The 19,841-nt window shown below is 48.2% G+C and carries 18 protein-coding genes; 3 read left to right on the top strand and 15 right to left on the bottom strand.

All coding sequences use genetic code 11. The annotated features are described in order from the left end of the window. Window positions 1-24 precede the first annotated feature (24 nt). A complete protein-coding gene (locus MN202_RS19450; RefSeq protein ID WP_335737808.1) occupies window positions 25-1,530 on the bottom strand; it encodes a serine hydrolase domain-containing protein in 1,506 nt (501 codons plus the stop codon). 206 nt (window positions 1,531-1,736) lie between these two features. On the opposite strand from MN202_RS19450, the gene MN202_RS19445 reads away from it, so the two are divergent. Both MN202_RS19445 and MN202_RS19440 read left to right on the top strand, forming a co-directional pair. Continuing rightward, the gene (locus MN202_RS19445) at window positions 1,737-3,911 is read left to right on the top strand and encodes a winged helix-turn-helix domain-containing protein (RefSeq protein WP_335737807.1); all 2,175 of its coding nucleotides are present in this window, start codon (window positions 1,737-1,739) and stop codon (window positions 3,909-3,911) included. A 306-nt stretch (window positions 3,912-4,217) separates the two neighbouring features. Further along, window positions 4,218-6,491 carry a tetratricopeptide repeat-containing diguanylate cyclase gene (locus MN202_RS19440; RefSeq protein ID WP_335737806.1) on the top strand — a complete coding sequence of 758 codons (2,274 nt, stop codon included), beginning with the start codon at window positions 4,218-4,220 and terminating at the stop codon, window positions 6,489-6,491. A 38-nt stretch (window positions 6,492-6,529) separates the two neighbouring features. Here the strand turns inward: MN202_RS19440 and MN202_RS19435 are convergent, their stop codons facing one another. Together MN202_RS19435 and MN202_RS19430 are read right to left on the bottom strand one after the other, a co-directional pair. Continuing rightward, window positions 6,530-7,045, bottom strand: coding sequence for a DUF6265 family protein (locus MN202_RS19435; protein ID WP_335737805.1), 516 nt, complete (start codon window positions 7,043-7,045; stop codon window positions 6,530-6,532). 68 nt (window positions 7,046-7,113) lie between these two features. Further along, a complete protein-coding gene (locus tag MN202_RS19430) occupies window positions 7,114-8,337 on the bottom strand; it encodes an FG-GAP repeat protein (RefSeq protein ID WP_335737804.1) in 1,224 nt (407 codons plus the stop codon). 149 nt (window positions 8,338-8,486) lie between these two features. Here MN202_RS19430 and MN202_RS19425 point away from each other — a divergent pair, with 149 nt between their 5' ends. Further along, window positions 8,487-9,416, top strand: coding sequence for a peptidylprolyl isomerase (locus tag MN202_RS19425; protein ID WP_335737803.1), 930 nt, complete (start codon window positions 8,487-8,489; stop codon window positions 9,414-9,416). Window positions 9,417-9,459: 43 nt separating this feature from the next. Here the strand turns inward: MN202_RS19425 and MN202_RS19420 are convergent, their stop codons facing one another. From MN202_RS19420 to MN202_RS19365, 12 genes are all read right to left on the bottom strand, one after another. After that, complete coding sequence (locus MN202_RS19420) at window positions 9,460-9,858, bottom strand: VOC family protein (protein ID WP_335737802.1); 399 nt, start codon at window positions 9,856-9,858, stop codon at window positions 9,460-9,462. Between the two features lie 42 nt (window positions 9,859-9,900). Continuing rightward, window positions 9,901-10,737 (bottom strand): helix-turn-helix domain-containing protein, encoded by an 837-nt coding sequence (locus MN202_RS19415; protein ID WP_335737801.1) that lies wholly within the window; start codon window positions 10,735-10,737, stop codon window positions 9,901-9,903. A gap of 129 nt (window positions 10,738-10,866) precedes the next feature. Further along, window positions 10,867-11,808, bottom strand: a complete 942-nt coding sequence (locus tag MN202_RS19410) for a hypothetical protein (protein WP_335737800.1) — start codon at window positions 11,806-11,808, stop codon at window positions 10,867-10,869. A 450-nt stretch (window positions 11,809-12,258) separates the two neighbouring features. Beyond that, entirely contained in the window at window positions 12,259-12,927 is a 669-nt protein-coding gene (locus MN202_RS19405) for a penicillin-insensitive murein endopeptidase (protein ID WP_335737799.1), read from the bottom strand. 68 nt (window positions 12,928-12,995) lie between these two features. Next, window positions 12,996-13,412 (bottom strand): hypothetical protein, encoded by a 417-nt coding sequence (locus MN202_RS19400; protein WP_335737798.1) that lies wholly within the window; start codon window positions 13,410-13,412, stop codon window positions 12,996-12,998. A gap of 54 nt (window positions 13,413-13,466) precedes the next feature. Next, on the bottom strand, window positions 13,467-13,958 hold the full coding sequence (locus MN202_RS19395) for a DUF7000 family protein (RefSeq protein WP_335737797.1): 492 nt from the start codon (window positions 13,956-13,958) through the stop codon (window positions 13,467-13,469). 124 nt (window positions 13,959-14,082) lie between these two features. After that, complete coding sequence (locus MN202_RS19390; RefSeq protein WP_335737796.1) at window positions 14,083-15,216, bottom strand: alpha/beta hydrolase; 1,134 nt, start codon at window positions 15,214-15,216, stop codon at window positions 14,083-14,085. A 263-nt stretch (window positions 15,217-15,479) separates the two neighbouring features. Beyond that, the gene (locus MN202_RS19385) at window positions 15,480-16,121 is read right to left on the bottom strand and encodes a hypothetical protein (RefSeq protein WP_335737795.1); all 642 of its coding nucleotides are present in this window, start codon (window positions 16,119-16,121) and stop codon (window positions 15,480-15,482) included. A 143-nt stretch (window positions 16,122-16,264) separates the two neighbouring features. Continuing rightward, entirely contained in the window at window positions 16,265-16,882 is a 618-nt protein-coding gene (locus MN202_RS19380) for a rhomboid family intramembrane serine protease (RefSeq protein WP_335737794.1), read from the bottom strand. A 62-nt stretch (window positions 16,883-16,944) separates the two neighbouring features. Next, a complete protein-coding gene (locus MN202_RS19375) occupies window positions 16,945-17,907 on the bottom strand; it encodes a sensor domain-containing diguanylate cyclase (protein ID WP_335737793.1) in 963 nt (320 codons plus the stop codon). Between the two features lie 126 nt (window positions 17,908-18,033). Further along, window positions 18,034-19,116: a serine hydrolase domain-containing protein gene (locus MN202_RS19370; RefSeq protein WP_335737792.1), complete on the bottom strand. Its 1,083-nt coding sequence runs from the start codon at window positions 19,114-19,116 to the stop codon at window positions 18,034-18,036. A gap of 72 nt (window positions 19,117-19,188) precedes the next feature. Beyond that, entirely contained in the window at window positions 19,189-19,746 is a 558-nt protein-coding gene (locus MN202_RS19365; RefSeq protein ID WP_335737791.1) for a GNAT family N-acetyltransferase, read from the bottom strand. Window positions 19,747-19,841: the final 95 nt, after the last annotated feature.

Below are 19,841 nucleotides of genomic sequence, written 5' to 3'. Positions count from 1 at the left end.
TTCGGCAAGTTTGCGGTTTAACGGTTACAAACGGCTCAGCAGGCTGTCTGCCATCGCCACGACCGGTTCACTGGCAAAATCCCGATTAGACAGCACCACCAGAACATAACCCTTATCCAAATAAATCCGCATGGCTGAACTGACACCGATAAAGTCACCACTGTGGCCGACGATGCGGCCATTTTGATTTGCCCGCACAGAAAACCCATAACCGTAGTTGGCCGAGTTCAATTCCGGTTTGGCACTATAGGCGGCCTCAGTTAAGTCTTTGGGAATTAACTGGTATTGGGTAAGCGCTGTGGCAAACTGATATAAATCGTTAATCGTGGAGTAACCGCCACCGGCCGGACCGCCTTTAATACCGGCAATAAACCAGTTGGTTTGCATGCTTTGCAGTTGCTGCGAATAAAAGTAGCCCATCGCCAAATTGGGCGTAACGCCATCAATATCAAAGTTGCCGCTGTTCGTCATGCCGGCTTTAGCGTAAATGTGTTGTTGTACATAGTCGTCATAACTCTTACCCGATACAGCCTCTATTACCATACCCAGTAGCAACATGCCTTCATTGCTATAGCTAAACCGGCTGCCTGGTGGCGAGCTGAGCGGTAAATGCTTCAGCAAAGGACGGTGATCATTTACGTTTCTTAATTTGTTCTGCGACATATCCGGGTAATTTGGCCAACCCAGTCCGGCAGTATGTGTCAGTAGTTGCGCTATGGTGATGTTGTCAAAGTCGCCGGCGGCGAACAGTTCGCGGTCAAGGTACTTGGTTAATTTGTCATCCAGTGCCAGTTTTTTCTCTGCTACCAACTGTAATACGCTGACTGCAGTAAACATTTTATTCATGGAAGCTAAATTGAATTTGGTGTCAGTATAGTTTTTCACCTGATAGCGCAAGTCGGCCATGCCCTTTGCCGTTTGCAACAATACGCCCTGTTGATCTGCCAACAACACAGTACCGGAAAACAGCCCGCGCCCGGCCAACCGGTCAATATAGCCGGCGAACTCACTGACCACTTGCTGCTGACTTAGTTTAGCTAAGGCTTTATCTGTAACAACAGTGCGGTAATTAAGGCTAATGGTACTAACTTTGAACGGTGCTTCGGCGCTAAACCCCAGCCTTAGCGTGTATTCAAGTTCAGTATTGTTCGAGCGTAGTTTGGCTTCATAGTAGCCTTGCTGTGGCGTCAATGGCTGAAATGACAGCAAAGTAAAGGTGCCATGAAATCGTTTTTCCGCACTGAGATAACCGATATAACGCTCGCGCCCCTCGCCGCCAAAGCTGTGCAATACGTCGCTATGCAATTGGCTGTCAACAAAATGGCTTACCGCTTGCGGCTCATTACTTAACAGCATAGTGATTGCAGCGTCCATGCCGGCTTGATACTGCGCCGCTTTGCTCTGGGCGCTATCATCCGTGCCGTCAACAGTAGTGGCGTAGGTAGCCTCAGCGGCAAAGCCCAGTGCTAAGACCACAAAAAGTTTAAAAATATCAAACAGGTGTATAAATTTTAACAGTGAACGTATCATAATAAACAGGCACCCCGGCTAAGTTGATTGGCAATGGCTTCAGACGACAATTTAGGTGGCGATATCAACAGCGGCAGCGGTTACAGCCGGCGCAGTGAAATAACCGCCGCCAGTGTTTTGCAAGTAGCTTGCTTTGACGATAAACAAAGCCTGCTTTTTTTGTTCGGAAAGTGTTAAGGTCAATAATAATCAGGGATATCAATATATTGGAATTTAGCGCTTTATCACCGGTAACGGCCGGTTCCGCCAAAAACAGTTGGTCAAACGGCTTTTCGTTAAATGAATTTGAGGTTTATCCTGCCAGTGGCGAGGTGAAAACGGCACAGGCTGTACAAAGCCTTGAACCCAAAGTGATGCAGGTGTTACTGCACTTAGTAAACAGTGCCGGCGAGGTGCTAAGTGCTGAGCAATTATTCAGTCTGGTGTGGCCAAGGTCGGTTTACAGCCCGGTATCAGTGCGCCGTGCAGTAAACCAGCTACGCAAGGTATTTGCGGACGACAGCAAGACAATATTTAAAACCTATCCCAAACGCGGCTATGCCTTACATGCCAGGCTAAGCCCGTTAGCGCCGGGGCCTGCTGCTGAAACAGCTGACAATACTCACGTCTTACAATCCACAGCGGCAGCCACTGCTACCGGTCGGTCTACTTTTTACAGCGAGGCCACTTTACATAGCACGCTGTCGTCCAGGCCGCGCATGCGTTTTCCCGGTACGCGTATCGGCTATCTGTTAATACTGCTGCTGGCATTTTGCGCCGCCTTGTTGCTGTTGAATTCGACGCCAGCGCCGACCTGGCAGGTAACATCACTGCAACCGCTTACTGCAACTGCCGAACAAGAGACTTTCAGCCGTTTTACGCCGGACAATAGCGCTGTTGTGTACCTGTCGCACCCCGATAAAACATCGGGCGCCAGTGAATTGTGGCTGACATCAACCGACCGGCTGCAGCAACGGCTACTGTATAAAACTGACTTCCGGATAGATTTTTTCAGCTGGCTGCCGTCAGCACCAGCAGACTCACAGCAACGCTTGTTACTGGCAGCACGCACTGACGATAATTTGCAGTTTTTTAGTTTAACCCTGTCGGCAGATTACCAGCTGCTGGCTTATCAGGACCATCTGGGCATACCTAATGGCAGGATAAACAGTCCGTTTTACAGCGATGGCATTTGGGTATTTTATTTAGCCAACGAACACAATACGCAAAAACTTTACCGGGCTAACCTGAACAGTGGCCAGATAGATCTGCTGTTATCGGCAAGCCAGCAGTTCTCACCCTACCGTATCGCACCATCACCAGCGCCATCGGCCATTACGCTGTTGGGCTTTGATGACCAGCAACGCTCACAGCTAAAACAGCTCATTGTCAGCAGCGGTGAAATCAGCGACATCGCCACGCTGGATGCGAACTGGTACTTTATCGATTACCAACCGTCTTTTGCCGGCTATTTACTCAGTGATGGCAAGTCGCTGTTTACCCTTGATGCACAGCAAAAACTGCACAAGCTGCCTTTTGAGAACTACGCCTTTTTGCACTATCCCACTTTGGCAGCAAACGGTAAGGCACTCAGTTATACCCATGCCACCGCCAGCGGAAACATCTACCTTCAGCCATTGAACACTCAGGCACCCATTGCGCTTACCAGCGGTACAGCACACAGTTGGCGGGGAAGTTTTTCACACGACAACAGGCAACTGGCTTATGTCTCGAACAAATATGGTCATAGTCAAATCTTCGTACTTAATATCGCCACCGGTAAAGAGCAGCTGGTGTATGACAATGCGCAGCAACATCTGGCGTTGTCACAACCGCTGTGGTCAGCCGACAATACCAAACTCGCCTTTGCCAGAAACCAGCGCTTGGTTATCGTAGATCTGAGCACAGCGCAGACAGAACATTTTGATCAGATTATCGGCCTGCCGACACAGTGGCTGGATAACAATGATGAACTGCTGATCAGACAAAGCGCGAAGCCCATTAATCGCTGGTACCGTTTTTCATTAGACCGGCCAGAGCAGCAAGCAGTCATTGCCAGTGAGCTGGCGCAAGTGATCCACAACGATACCCGTTATGTGATAACGGAAACTCAGCTGCAAACTGCCAGCGGCACCGTGTTGTTTGCCACTGCTGACACACAGTATATAGCCCGGCATTTCGCCAAAACTAACGGCCTGTATTTAATGTTAGCCTCGCCCGCAACAGCTGAAGCTGAAGTGTGGTTATATACCTATACGACTGGGCAGGCAGAGAAAATAACCACTATGACTCTGCCTTCCACCGAAATATCCGATATCAACCAGCAACAGCTGCTTTACAGCACTTTTGCTACCGAGAAAGACATTCATACCTTAACGTTAAAAAGGTTGATGACCCAGTAGACACCGGGCAACACAGGTTGCTCCGGATAAGGTGTGAGCCGGCGCGGGCCGCGTTTACGCGGGCTGGGTAAAAACAAGCGTTTTTACCGTCATTCGCTCCCTAACTGCCTGTTAGTGCTTATTCAGCTTTGCCATTCGCCACCAGGTTAAACAGCTATTATGCTTAGTGATACTGAACCGGCACTAAATATAGAACGAAATGCTATTGAATAAATTTGTTCTCTTTGCAGTAACGGAATAAACACTTAGCATAGACTTGTTGTGCAGTCTTCTCGGCCTGATAGCGCGAAAACAACGGAGTGGTTCATGCGCCTTTTCACCCTATTATTGTTATGCGTTTCATTCACGGCTTTTGCCGATGCCAGGCTGCAAGCGCGACAGGCACTGGAAACCGAGTTTGAAACAGCCCTGCCAGAGCGGCAAATTGCCATATTGCGACAATTAGTAGATGACAATATAAAGCAAGATCCGTCTTACGCCTTAAAGCAGGCCATGCTGCTGATTGCCCGGCTGGACGAAACCGCCCCTGATAGCGTCAGCTATCTTGACGCACTGCGAATTGTAGCCACCCTGCAGGTAGGCCAGGGCCAGTTAGCTGCTGCACAGCAAAATGCGCAAAAGCTTGCTGCCGGCGCTGAAAAACTGGCCGAGCATAACCAGCACATTCAGGCACTGAAGATTCTGGGGGTCATAACCCGCATCCACTCAGATTACGAAGGCGCTTTGCAGTATTTTCACCGCGCCACGGCATTGGCACAGCAACACCATATGCCCGATGCCGCCATGCAAATCGATTACGAGATTGCCATTATCTATTACTACATGGGCAAATACGCCGAAGCGATTGAATTGCTTAAACGCATTCAGCCCAAAGCTGAGCAAGCCAATAATCAATTGCTGACCGGCAAGGTGCTGAATATTCTCGGCATTGTGTACGCCAATCAATCCCGCTTTGAAGAATCACTTGAGGTGATGCTGACTGCGCTTGAGATACAAAAAGCCCGCGGTAATAAAGGCGCACAGCAGGCGCTGCTGAACAATATCGGCGTGACCTACAACCGCATCGGTAAAATCAAACAAGCGCTGGATATTTACCTTGAGTCGCTCGATTTAGCTGTCGAATTAAACGATGTACACAGTGAAGCACTGGCACTATTAAATATTGCCGCCATACAACAGGATCTGGCTGAAAACGATGCTGCCCTGACCAACCTGTCGCGCGGTTTGGCGATTGCTAAGCGGCTAAATGACAAAAACTTAATTGCCCAGGGCCTGAACAGCTCTGCCGAGTATTATCTGGCCAAAGCTGATTTTGCCAGGGTGATTGAACTGTCAACTGAGGCACTGGCGCTGGCCGATAGCAGTGGTGATAAAACCACTGCAGTAAAGCCGCGGCAAAACCTGGCAAAAGCTTATTTCGGCCAGGGCAACTTAAGCACGGCTCTTGATTACATCGGGCAGGCGATAAACATTGCCTCAGCGCTGGAGAATAAATCTACCCTGGCCAATCTGTATAAGCTGCAAGCCGATATTTACCAACAGTCCGGTGATTATGCGATGGCATTAAGTGCCCACCGCCGCTACAGCGAATTGCATAATGCCGTGTTTAATGAAGAAAGTGACAAAAAGCTTGCGGCCTTAAGTGCCAAAAACGAATCACTGCAAAAAGATCGCAAAATTGAAGCCTTAGCCAGCGAGCAACAAGTACAGGCCATCCGGCATGAACAAGAACTGGCACTGCGTGATCAGGTGGCCAATCAGGCTGACTTTCAGCGCAATGTCGGCGCGGCGTTACTCGCCCTGCTGTTGTGTGTGCTGTTTATGTTTTACCGCCGCCGTTTGCAAACCCGGCTGAATAAAAAACTGAGCCAGCAGGTAAAAGACCGTACCCGCGAGCTGGCGGCAAAAAACCTGGAACTAGAGCGCGCTTATGCGGTGTTGGAAACGCAAAGCCTGACCGACCAGTTAACCCAGCTGCACAACCGGCGTTTTTTAATGCAAAAGTTGCCGGAAGATCTGGCGACAACTCCTGCGAATCTGAAAGAACAGGACTTTGTGTTTTTACTGCTGGATCTGGATAACTTTAAACAGGTCAACGACAACTATGGCCATACCGCAGGCGATTTAGTGCTGATCCAGTTTAGCGAACTGATGAAACACGTGTTTCGCGCCAGCGACTACACCATCCGCTGGGGCGGTGAAGAGTTTCTGGTGGTAATGCGTCATATGAACCGTGACAATGCCGCCGTGTACGCTGAACGGCTGCGCCGCACCGTTGAGCAACATAACTTTGTCGTCAACGACGATACCAGCATCAATATGACTTGCTCTATCGGCTTTGCCTGCTTTCCCGACAGCCGCGGTGAAAGCCCGGTACTTAGCTGGCACCAGATTATTGATGTCGCCGATATCTGCCTGTACGCCGCGAAAAAATCGCAAAAAAATGCCTGGGTGGGCGTCGACAGCCTGGCGGCACACACAGGATTTAAGGACTTAATTGACGATATGTCACTGTCCGTTGCAGCCAACCAGGTGAAGATAGTGTCATCAATAGCGGCTGATAACATTATCTGGCATTAATCTGCCTGCAAACGCTGGGACTAGTCCAAACAGCCGTATTATCCTGGCAGCACTCGCTGGTACTTAAAAATAACTTCTTTTAATTCTGGTTCACGCCCCAACACCACAAACATGTGGATCTCATTGTCGGAAATTTTACGGATGGTAAAGCCGTCAAAGTAGGCCGCATTGGCGTCGATTTTTACCAGGGCAAAGTCGACCGTTTGCTGTTTTTCTTCCCAGCCTTTTAAATCGTGGTGAAAGTGCTTGAGTTGCAGCACTAAACTGTCTGCTACTTCGCGGATGATCTCAATTTCATAAAATTTAACCTTATCCTTCACGATAAGCTTAAAAGAGCCGACCATGCTACCGGCTGATGGCGGCGCCCAGTGTTCCTCGACAATGCCACCCAGCGCCTCACCGCGCCAATGCCCGGCCAGCCAGCTTAGCTGCCCGATGCTGGCTTTTGGTGAGGCTTGCCCCGGCGCCAGAGTAAGCGTTTGGCTTGCGTTGGCTGCAGATAACACTGATGCCAGCAATAACAGTGCAGCAGAAACGATAATGTGCCTTGCCATAAATTAACCTGCCGTAGCCTGAAAGTGGCTTAAGTTTAGACGATTACTGTTAGCAATTTGCCGCAATTTTACTCGGTTATTTGCACAACATAGGCCGCGCCTGATGCAGCCCCCTTGTCGCTTCGATGCGGCACCGCAACCAGCGCTGTGTTATTTGACAAAGCAAGATTCCAACCAAACCGGTCTTCTGCTACCGCATCGCTGGCGACGATCTTGCTGCTATAGCGCCATTGTCCCTGCTGTTTTTTGAACACGTACAGTGCACCGGCGTTATTGCCACTGGCGTCATGCTGCATAGCGCTGATTAAGGCCGTGTCGTTATTTAGCGCTACACCACGGGCAAACCTGTCATCCGCTTTACCATCAGGTGCAACTAGCTTTTGGCTTTGCGTCCACTGGCCTTTGCTGCGCGAAAATATATAGGCCGCACCGGCGTCTTTCCCTGCGCTCCCGACATCCGCTCTTCTGGCGGAGATCAGTGCAGTATCGCCCGCTAAGGCCACTCTGACGCCAAAAATATCTGCAGTTGCACCGTCTTCTGCCATCAGTTTTGCTTGCTGCTGCCACTGGGTTCCATCAAATTCATAAACATACACAGCACCGGCTTTTTCAGCCCGTTCGTCATTCAAGTCAGCGCCAACTAAAATGGTAGTGCCATCTATGGCAACACTGATGCCAAACAGGTCGCCTTCTGCGCCGTCATTGGCGGTAAGCTTGCTGTGAAAGCGCCATTTATCGCGGTCCAGTACGTAGACGTAAGCAGAGCCCGAGTCTTGCAGAGGTGCGTCACTGTGCGGCGCGCCTATCACCATAAAACGCTCTGTCAACGCAATACTTTGGCCAAAGGCATCGCCCGCCTTGCCGTCGCTGGCGGTTAATATTTGTTGCTGTGACCAGGAACCTGCGCTACGGCTAAACGCAAAGACCGCGCCGGCATCTTCGCCTTTATCGTCTCTTTTTATCGCACCTAACATGGCATGGTGGTTTTTTAACGCCACATTGCCACCAAAGGTGTCACCTGCATTAGCGGGGCTGGCAAACAATGTTGCTTGCTGTTGCCAGCCGGTTGCGCCAAGCGAAAAAACGTAGGCGGCCCCGGCGTCCGGCAAAGTATTCACATCGGTTTGGTGGGCACCAACCAATGCTGTTGTGCCATCTATCGCAACACTGAAACCAAACTGGTCGCCAGCTTTACCATCATGCGCTAACAACTTGTGTTGCTGTGCATAAACTTGTCCGCTTAAGACTAAGCTGCAACAACATAACCAGGTAATAACTGAGGCAGGCATCATAAAAAATTTTCTTTGTTCGAAGTTGGTATAGCAACACTTTATTCAACCCGGCCTGGCCTAACAAGCAGTTTTAGGCTCAGCTGCAGCCTACTAGCGGCAGGCACAGTTGTCTGGTAGTTTATTTAAAAAATACTAACCGGAACAAACCGATGCTGAAAAAACAGCAGCGCCTTTCATTACTGGCCAGCGCTATGTTGGCTACAGCCGCTGGCAGTGTAATAGCCAGCGACACAACGGCCGCCAAAGGGACCGTAGCCGACTGGCTGGCACAAAGCAGCGCTACCGATTGGCGAGAGCTTGATGCCGACAACACCTTGTACCTGGAGCTGCCCGGCGGCCGGGTAATTATCGAATTAGCCAGCGGGTTTGCACCTAAGCATATCAGCAATATTAAAGCGCTGGTGCGTGAAGGTTTTTATCAGAACATACCTATAGTACGGATGCAGGATAACTATGTCGTGCAATGGAATGAGCCTGATGGCGCGACACCCAAAACGCTAACACAGGCCAAACGCAGCATAGCGGCCGAGTTTAGCGTTAAGCTGCCGGCGAATTTCGCTTTTACGCCGTTAAGCGATCACGACGGCTACGCGCCACAAACCGGCCATGTTAATGGCTTTGCCATGGCAATGGACCCCGCCAGCAACAGCGGCTGGTTAACTCATTGCTACGGCGCTGTCGGTATCGCCCGCGGCAACGAAACAGATAGCGGCTCCGGCACCTCGATGTATGTGGTAACCGGCCATGCACCACGGCACCTGGATCGCAATATTACTCTGGTTGGTACAGTGCGCCAGGGCATGGAGTTGTTATCAACCCTGCCCAGAGGCCAGGGCGCTATGGGCTTTTATGCTTCTGCCGACCAGTACACCGTTATTAAAGACATTAGTCTGGCTGCCGACTTACCGGCGACGCATCGCACGCCACTGCAGGTGCTGCGCACCGATACCGCCACCTTTAAAGGTGTAGTAGAAGCACAGCGCAACCGCGGCGGCGAGTGGTACCAACACCCGGCCGGCTATATTGAAGTCTGTAATGTCCGGGTACCGGTGCGGGACACGCCGCAACAGTCGCAGTAAAGCGGAGTCACTGCCGCTGCTGGCCCGTTAGATGTTGCCTGCACTACTTAGTGGCAGCGGCTAAATGCTGCACCACATCAATTCGAAAGCCTGCCGGGTCTTGCAGCATAAAATGTATTTGCCCCCAGGTTTCTTCTTTTAGCTGCATCGCAATCGTCAAATTCATGTTTTGCGCTTGCGCATAGGCCTGAGCAGCATTGTTAACTTCCAGTGAGATCACGTATCCGTCGGCAGCCATGCGCGAGCGAAGGAATTCAGGTTGGCTGGCATGCTCTGGCATCAGGAACCCAAGCTGGACACCTGAACCTGGAGAGACCAAATGCAAGTAAAAATCAGGCTGAAAAAATACCGCATTAAAACCAAATACCGTTTCATAGAAAGCTTTCACGGCGGCTAAATCCGTCGTGACCATCACCGGGAACATCGCTTCAATTTCAATCATTTTACCCTCTGCCTAATTGTTAATTAGCCAGGGCATTATTTGTCACACCGAAGAGAAATGATTGTATAAAACGGACATCTTTTGAAACTGCGAAGGCGTTACGCCAGACAAACGCTTAAATTCACGCACAAAATGTGGTTGGTCGTAATAATGATCCAGGTATGCCCGGCTATACTGCGCGGTATGCATAGCTTTAAGCATGTGCTGAAATTTCAAAACCTTAGCAAAGTCTTTTGGCAATAGCCCAAGATGCTGGCTGGTTAACCTTCTGAGCTGGCGTGCAGACACGCCAAATTCTGCACACTGGTTATCCGACAGATCCAGATAGGAGCCGACATTTTTGTAACAATAGCGGATGTAGTGCGCCAGACGAGGGTCAACATCGGCATCGCTGATAGCAGACAACAACACCTCTGACAGAAGGTGCAAATGCGCATCAACGTCTGGTGTATTAAAGCTTGGTGTATTAAAGCCTGGTGTATTTTCAAGGGCAGCAAATACTGCACTAACAACCTCTTTGGCTAGTAAGTCTTCTGCCCTTACGCTACCGGCCATGTGCCATTCGCCCAATGGCGCAGAGATCAAGCCTTGATGGCCGAGAATTCTAAAACGAATACCAAAAAAGCTCGCCGGCCCCTGGATATGAAACAAGGTAGATGACAGAAATGGCGGAATAAGAAAATTATCGTTGAAGCAATTCTGGTTGATTATCCAATCAACACAGTTATCCGGCACGCTATGATAGCAAAACTGACCTTTGGGCACCTTGAGTTGCCAGTATGCTTGCACCCAGCGATTTAATGGCGCTAACGCTTGCCACGTCGTATATGCATGGTTATCAGCAACTTGCCCTTGTACCGGGTTGTAATCTATAAACATTTCAGTACTGATTTATTCAACATAAGCCTGCCTGACTAGCCGCCATTAAGAAGTCTACATCCGCCAGCGCCTGACAACGATGTAGCATTACCAATGGCGATACAACCAGTAAGCAGATCCTGTTTCGCCTCAGAGCGGATTGGCCTGTTTTTCTGCAAAGTAAGTTTCCTTTAGCTGGGTAATAACATCTGTACTTACCCAATAAATGTTTGAAATGCCGCCTGGCTCGTTGTATCGGCCAAAAAACAGGAACTTACCATCGGGTGTAACCCTTGGAACTGTTTCTGAAAAAGAAGTATTGACTCCCTCGCCTAAATTTATAGGGGCAGACCAGGCACCGTCATCTTGTTTGAAATAAACATACAGATCATTGTCTTTTCTACTTTCATCTTCGCTATGTCTGGCATTGACCAATAAATAATCATTGGCAGGAGATATGAAACCATGAAATCCAAATTCAATATCAATGGCTCTGAGGTTAGTAAATTCGCCATTAGCATTGTCTGCAGTGTACATTTTCCGCTCTGACATATTGGTGAAAATCAGGTCGCCATTTAAACCTTGATTGAAGTCGGATAACCGACCAGTGTTAAGCACCGATTCCAATCTCTTGGCTTCGCTCCAACCACTGTCGGTACGAGTTACATACCAAATTCCGGATGCCGCCGAATCAGCGCTGCGGGCAGTAAAGTAAATGCGGTTTTCATTTAAGCTAACATGAGGCACCAGCTCATAACTCATCTTTCCATTCGTGAAATCTGCTTTTTGCGGTTGAGTCCAATGCGCATTCTCTAGCCTGGAATACATTATGTGTGGGCTGGTATCTACGCCTTCCTGTTCTTCTAATGCTGTGAAATATACCTCGGTAAGGTCAGGTGAAAACGATACGCCAAATTCATAACGTCCGTTCACAGATATAGTATCTGGGGCAAAAAGCTCGGCCGTTAAACCCGGCGGCGTCTGGCCAAACCATGGCCCGGTTAACTTGGGAAAGGTCGCACTGGCATTTGCACAATTAGCCAACATGAGTGCTATAAAAAGTGAGGAGGTACCGGGCCTTGTAAATTTCATCTGTTGTCCTTAAGCGTTCAATAAACCGGGTTGTCGTGCGTATCACTGCAGTGCAGAATTAAACACAATTGAAAGACTGCTGAGAATAGTCGTAGCAAAGGCGAAAAATTGCATACGCTTGCTAAATTTGCTGTGCTCTATCGCAAAACGTTGTGTCCGCTGGGCGCTTAACATAAACAGTATTACCGACATCATAAGTAGCGCCGGAGCAATAAAAGTGCCGCGCCACATCAGTGCTGCAATTGCAGCTGAAACTAAACCAAGCCCAAGCATAAACCAAACAACGGCCAAAATTAGGTTCTGGGCTGGTACGCTATTGCTCATACAAAACTCTCCAAAATGTATAACATCCATCACAAAAGCGGACAATTTTCTGCTAGTTAAGCGCCTGGTGCAGCATGCTAAAAAGACGGCGGCGAAAATTTGCCCGGCATATCCCTCTGTTTGCATTTACTTGCACGGCACGTCGAAATCTACATGGTAGTGTTCATCGTGACGCACCCAGGAACGCTTTGTTGAAAAGCGTACATTTGACTTCAGATACTCACCGTATTTTGTGTTAAATAACTGCGGCTGAAGCTCAGGATCAAAAATTACACGCCAAAGATCGTAGCCTAGTTGTTTTGACGCTTTATGCAACGCAACAAGGTGTGCCGCCAGAGCGGTATAATCAATTTCAAATTCGTTGAATTTGCCTTGCGCATCAAACTCTATGTTGTAGCCAAACTTATTTAGTGGGTTAGTTGGCAAATGCACTGACTCGCCATCCTTGTTTATTACGGGAGTCATAAAATCGACAGACAAGCCATTCTGATGGGTTTTATGCGGCTTAAAACTGCCGCCCTGTTCAAAACCTGTTTCGGCGTATTTATATACTTTGGCCGGCTCTAAGCGTTCTAAGCTCGAGTAAGCATTTACAAATATTTTATACACTTCAGAATGAACATAAGTTCTGCCTGCAAGCCGTGTAATAGCGCTGTGCCCTTCATAGTTATTGCCTTTGCTGGGCAGCTGAACACCTCCTTCAAGCCTGCCATTAGATGTACTACCAAAACATACGCTTTCTTTCGCATGAGCATATGCAGCAAACAGGGCAAGAAGGATAATTAAATATTTCATAACAATGATGCTATCACTGACTACAGCAGAGCAAAGTCTGCGCAGCGCTTGAATAGCTTTGCGATGTATTACCACACCGATACCTTTGTCTCGATGTAAATTGAATGCTCATCCAGCTCACCGGTTGGTAGCAAAGTGACTGACTCGATTTGCACTAGTTTACCTTCAAAAACGCTAGCAGAAAGCCAAAAATCCTCTCTGGCCACCGAATACTCTGGTTGCCCCATGGTGCTTGGATAAACAGCATTTAGATTTTCGTCCAGCGGCTCGATTGCGACGACATCATATAGCTGACCGTCTTCTAAGATTGGGCCAACGTGAGTAATTTTACCTTTTGAAACATCGGGTGACAGCGAAGCCCACCATTCAGAGCTGCCAATATGTGGTTGCTCAGCGAAAAAATCCGGAAATAGTGATTGAAGCTCATTGTTTATTTCAGAAGCCCAAGCAGAACTTTCTTTTTTCAGGTCATAGATTACATCCATGTTATTCCCCTTAAAACATAACGCCGCCAACAGGTGCGGCCTGGCTAAGTGCCACTACCCGTACGCCTGCAGCGTGCTGAAGATTTGCGCTGATAATGCGCCAAACGCAGTGTGAACAGCGGCCGACAGCCCGGCAATATCATCGAAATCTGGCTTAGCCAGCAGTGTCACGTCAAAAACTGAATATTCAGGCATGACGGTCGGATTGACCCAGGGGATGCCTTTTAGCTTTTCCCAATAACGAATTTGTACCTCTTTCGTTTGCCCGAGCAACCACAGTTCGAAGCGTGCATGCTGGTGGTTAAACACTATAGCCAGTTTAAGCTGGTGGCTTTTCAGGTAGGCATTTTGCAGATAAAAATAGGTGAAATCGATGTAGCCGTGCATTACGCTTGCTACCGAAAACTCGCCTTTGTATTTTTTGCTGAACTCAGTTCTAAGGCCTTGCACAATACCAACCAGGCTTTGGTAAGTTGCCTGGATCTCTCCACTAGCAAAAGCCTGTTTATAAGCCGTTATCCGGTCGTTTAGGCTTTTATCTGGCATTATCTGCATCCTAAAGCTACATCTGGCATATCACGCTGCTGCACAGGCAAGCAACGTGTTGCGCGTGGTAATGCCGCAGGCGCATTGTGCTGACGTTTGTTTGCGCTTTAACACTGAACATATGCTAAGTAAATGCAGATTCAAGCTGTGCTTTTTGTTCAGGGCTAAGCTCTTTTAGCGAGTTTAATGCATCCTTAAGCGCTGCTTTGGCGTCATCAACCATTTTAAAATGCAGGTAAGCATTGATTAAGGCCTTATGGGCATTCAACGATTGCGGATAATGTTCACGATTCCACTTCAGTAATGCCAGTGCATCATCTTGCCGGTTTAAGAATTGCAGCCACTGGCCGTAACCATTGGCTTTGTCTTCCGGGAGCATGATGTTGGTTTTAAGAAACTTCGAGCGACTGGCAAATTTTTCCAGTAAATCGGCCAATGTTTTAGGTTGCCCTTCCAAAATAGCCCAGTCAGAAAACAGATGTTTTAACCCGGCGTATTGCCCTTGCAACACTGTCGTATTGTGCGTTTCATTGCTGAAAGTCTGGGACGCAACGACCAGGTTGTCCGATGGATATCGGGCTAACAATTCAACAAATCGCTGATACGGCTCTGTCATAATCGGCTCTTCATTGGCTATCGACACATACAGGTGTCCTTGCAGGCGCTGGCTTTTTAACGCCTGCTCAGTTAAGCCAAACAATTGATTGTTATCCCAATATAACGACGGACTGATAGCGATAATGCCCTGAAACAAGCCTGGCCGTTTCACCGCTGCATTGATAGCAAACTGACCACCATGGGATGTGCCGGACAGTATTTGAAAGTCCAGAGTACGGTACTCTTGCTGCACGAAAGGCAGAACTTCTTGTTCAACAAAGGCTAAAAATTTGTCTGCATTTTCTAATTGATTAGGGTTTTGCTTGTCTGACGGAGTAAGCGTCAGATCTCGTTCCCGCGTTTGCGGCGGGTTAACAATACCGACCACAATCATAGGCGGCATCTGCTCGAATTTTGCTAAATAATCTACCGTGCCGGCGGTGTGCGGGGCCTGAGATTGGCCATCGGTCAGGTATAACACCGGATAACCATCCTGACTGTTTTGATAATCCGCTGGCAGATAAATCACCAGCTGACGCTTTTCGCCAAGCACGGCGCTATCAATCACCCGTTGCTGTAATGCCGGGAGGCCCGCTGCCGCCAGGGTGCTCCAGTGGCTAGCCACTATAAGCAGCAGAAATCCATACACTATGTTCTTCATTGTTCATCCTTAATGCTGTAACGCGACTGGTCAGCAGATTGCAAACCAATTTTTGCGCGAACAGCTTATGCAGCGCAGCACACCAACAAGTTGCAAGTTTAGCCCCAGTCTATTTCGCTAACGGAATGTAAATCAAGTATTTTTACGTTGCTGCAATTTATGTTACTGCAAAAGGCAATAGTTGTTGCAATAAATAACGGCGGGCTCCAAAAGCCACTGCGCTGCAGCAGCTCTGACGGTCTAAGCTTGGTATTGTGCAAGGCTCAGGGCTGAAAATCCTGCGTTTCCAGATACAATTGCTGTACCTCTATGCCTTGTTGTTGTATCAAGCCAAGTATCTGCTCTGGCGTGCTGTGGTTAAACTGCAAATTCTGCGGTAATGCAGACACCTTAAGAATATGGTCATACCCTGGCGGCGTGCCAATCTGATGCAGTAAAAACATCTGGCCATGGTGGCTAAATGCATCATAGCTGCCGTTGTCGGCTGGCTTATTTACAGCTGGCAGCCGGCGCTGATATAGCTGACGGCTAAATGTCACGGCAATACCGCTTAACCAGCGCTCGCCACCACGTTCAAAATGGTCGTGATAAATATCAGCTTTGACGTTAAATGCGCTGGCGTTAATCATCTGGCGCAAATCAAAATCGGCCGGTAACAACGTCAGCAACCTGTGCTGTTGCAGCTTTGCCAGTACTAGTGGCTGAATATCGGCGGGTAGCGTCACTTCATACACTAACTGGTAGTCGTGTGACGGCCGGTACAGCGGTAAATGTGATACCAACAGGCTATCGTTGGCAGCAAACAGCACCATGCCGTGGCTACCGGTGTAATCGTGCTGGTGCGGCGTTTGCGCTGCCAGCAACAACGGCAAGCCAAGCAGCAATATCGACAATAACATTTTCACAGTGGCATCCGCCCAACGCTAACTGAAACTGCCAGCTATGCTAAATCAGCCCGGCTGGCTTATCCAGTCTAAGTTGCAGTGTGCCCAGACCGGGATAAAAAAGGGCGCTAATCTCTGCCGATACCGAATCAATAGCACTGCTACTATTCAATTCTTGCAAAACGCTGCCCCTTTTTAGCCTGGCCGAACAGAAAGACTACTGCCATCACTGCGCCAATTGCAAAGCTTACCGCATGCCCCGGCTTTGGATAGCCGCTGGTTTTAAAATCTAAATACATTGCCGGTATAATAGCGAACATGACTGCACTCAACAGTAAATAGTCTCTTTTAAACTTAACCAAACACAGCACCAAGCCAAAGCCTGCAAATCCGAGAGCTGCCTGGGAAGCTCCTGTGCCAGTGTTCCAAGGTGCACTACCAAACAGTGTGGTGAAAAACGTACCTGTAGCACCAGCAAACAACCAAATAAAGCACACCTGCCAAAAGCCCGTTTTGCGCTCTATTAAACTGCACAAAAGTGCAATGCTTAACACATTATAAAGCATGTGCTTTTGATGCACGTGCACAAGTTGTGATGTTATCAGCCGCCAAAATTCAAGATTTTTTAAACTGTCGATAGTTAATCCACCATAGTCGGCCAGATAGATGATTCTTGACTTGCCAAAAATGGAGCCTGAGATTTGAAAAGCGACAAAAAGCGACACACAGACCGTAATGACACTTATTGCGATGGCAAAAATAGGTTTATAGTTTGAATTCATTTTATTCCCTGAAACTGACGCCCTGCTGCCAAAGCGAGCCCCCCTGACGTTACTTGCATACTCTAACGTAGCTTGTCTTTCTTCTTTTTATACATAGCGGCATCAGCCTCCGCCATCATCTCTTCTAACGACTTATCAGTATCATGAGAAAAACATGCTACACCGGCACTGTACTCTATAAGGTAAGGTTTATTAATAGCTTTATTTAATTCGCTTACTGCCATTGTGAAGCGCTCCAGAATGGCCGTGATTTGCTCATCACTGGTATCTGTTAACATGACAACAAATTCATCGCCACCAAGCCGGCCAATGACATCACTCTCTCGAAACACACTGCGCATAACCCTGGCAAACTGCTTTAATACAAAATCGCCCTCGTGGTGACCGAAATTATCATTGATCGGTTTGAATTTATTCAGGTCAAATAAAATCACTGACATTGGAGTTTCTTTGCGGCGGCAGACCTTTTCGCAGTGCTCAGCCAATGTCAGAAATCCTCTTCGATTCGAAATCAATGTTAATTCATCGAGTGTAGCCATTTGAATTGACTTGATTTCCTGCTCAATCATAGCGCCCAGGTCTTTTAAAAGTTGCTCATCCTCTTCACTAAGATGCTTGGGTTTCGAGTCAATTAAACATAATGTTCCTATATTTACACCTTGCCTGAGCTTTAAAGGATAACCTGCATAAAAACGGATATTAGGCGCACCCGTCACCAAAGGATTATCGTGAAACCGCACGTCCTCAATCGCATTGGGAATAATGAATAAACCATCCTGATTAATGGCATGGCCACAAAATGATATCTCGCGCGATGTTTCAGCGGCGTCTAAACCTTGTTTAGATTTGAACCACTGCCTGTTGGCATCAATCAGGCTAACCAGTGAAATTTCCACCCCAAACATACGTTTTGCCATTCGTGTGACACGATCAAACCGTTCTTCATGTGACGTATCAAGGATTTGCAGTGTTCTTAAAGCATGCAGTCTCTCTGCTTCATTATCGGGGATTTCGGGCTTAATCATACCGACTCCTGTTTAGACACTTTGTCTTATTGTAGAGTGTTTTCACAACAAATTTTGCTGGGCACGCCGCCAACCTGTAATTGGGTTTATTAAGGGCCCCATTTAGCCGGCATTTCTGTGCGACAGCTAATTCGGCACTATAATGCTCTGGACCGAACGGACCAGCGTGTGCGACCAGACTCCGTCCTTATTACCATTGGTCAAATAGACGACAATATAGTGATCATCTAAATTATCATCGAACAGGATGCGCACCCGAACTTTGGTGCCACCATCATGACCCACTTCGTGCCAACGCCCCCACTCACCGTAGTCCCAACCATTTGCAAAAAAACCAGTAGCACCGCTGGCAAGTTTATAGGGCTGCCATAGCCGGAGAAGTTCGGCTTGTGACACAACACGCCCATGCGCTATGGCAGACATAAAAGTGCCTAAATCATCCAGCGTCATGTAAGCCCCTCCATGTGCGATGCTGTAATCCGGCCAGGAGATGGCCAGATCAGGCTGAATCTGGCTGGCGGCTGCCCGATAGCTTTTAACCAGCCGCGTCTCAGGTACATCAGCAAGATTGAGCCAGGTGTCGTGAAGGTTAAGCGGTTCAATGATGCGCTGGCGCAGCAGCTCGCGGTACGGCGTGTCTGTTATGGCCTCCAGTACGGCCGCAATTACCAGGTTGTTGGTATTGGTGTAACTTGTGCGCTCACCCGGTGCAAATACAAGCGACACTTTGTCTAACGTTGCAAATACAGCATCCAGGCTGGCTGGAAACGGCCGCGAGAAATCATTGCTGTCAAAATACTCCGGAATGCCCGAAGCATGATTTAGAAACTGCTCAATACGTATACTGCGCCAGGACAGCGGCAGATTGTCGATATAACGTGAAGCGGGAGCGGAAAAATCAACTTTGCCTTCTTGCTGTAACTGCATTGCAAGCGTGATAGTAAATAGCTTAGTGATAGAGTAAACAGGAAAGACCGTCTTCGGCGTTACCGGTACACCGTCGCTAAGCGCTGTGGTACCCAAGGCACTGCGATACAAAATATCGTTGTTGTGCAGCACAAGCACGGCCTGACCGGGAATGCCGTGCTTGTGCGCATTTGCTTGCATTTGCGCATCTATTGCAGCACGGTGATCGATAGTTGACGGTTGCGAACATGCAGTACAAAGAGACAGCACATAAAGTAAAACCAGCACTCTGAATTTAATCATTTAACATCCATATCTAAAGGCTACGTCGCTATTAGGTTGATCTGATTTTTGCAGGGGCGCATGACCGTATTGTTAGGTTGCACTGAACTCTGAGCGCAGCAAACCGAAACATTTCAGATCATGAAACCTATTCTTCCAATACCCGCATTGGCGCCTGATTCCTTCCTCTTTAAAGCCAAGCTTTAACAGCAATGATTCCGAAGCGCTATTACCCGGAACTGTATCTGCCTGAATCCGATGCAATTCCCCACAAGGCATAGATCCGGTAAATCCAGCAGCAATAATGGCGCGCACAGCTTCAGAGCAATAACCTTGCCGCCAAAACCCGGGAAGCAGGTCATAACCAATAACCGCGTTACGCATTTTACTGCTCCACGAGTTAAAGCCGCAGGTGCCTATCAATTTACCAGATGAGCTTAACCGGATGGCCCATCTGATGCCCTGCTGTTGTTCATATCTTGCCTTAAACAGACTAATTAAATTGGCCGCTTGGCTATGTTCATGAAACACATCTAAATCGTAGTATTCAACTACCGATGGATGGGAAAACAACCTGAACAGATCAGCTTCATCATCAACGCAAAGCTCTGTAAGTAACAGCCGTTCAGTTTCCAATGTTGGGAATACCATATAAATTCCTTGTTAAATATAGACATAATGACTCCCCACGAGGTGCTGACCTCCTGCTTCGTGGGTTAGCTTTGCAGCCAGAGCCATACTGTATT

The sequence above is a fragment of the Rheinheimera muenzenbergensis genome, assembly GCF_036984005.1.
Lineage (GTDB): Bacteria > Pseudomonadota > Gammaproteobacteria > Enterobacterales > Alteromonadaceae > Alishewanella > Alishewanella muenzenbergensis.
The sequence above is the reverse complement of the archived record's forward strand: the minus strand, read 5'-3'. Positions and strand labels throughout refer to the sequence as shown.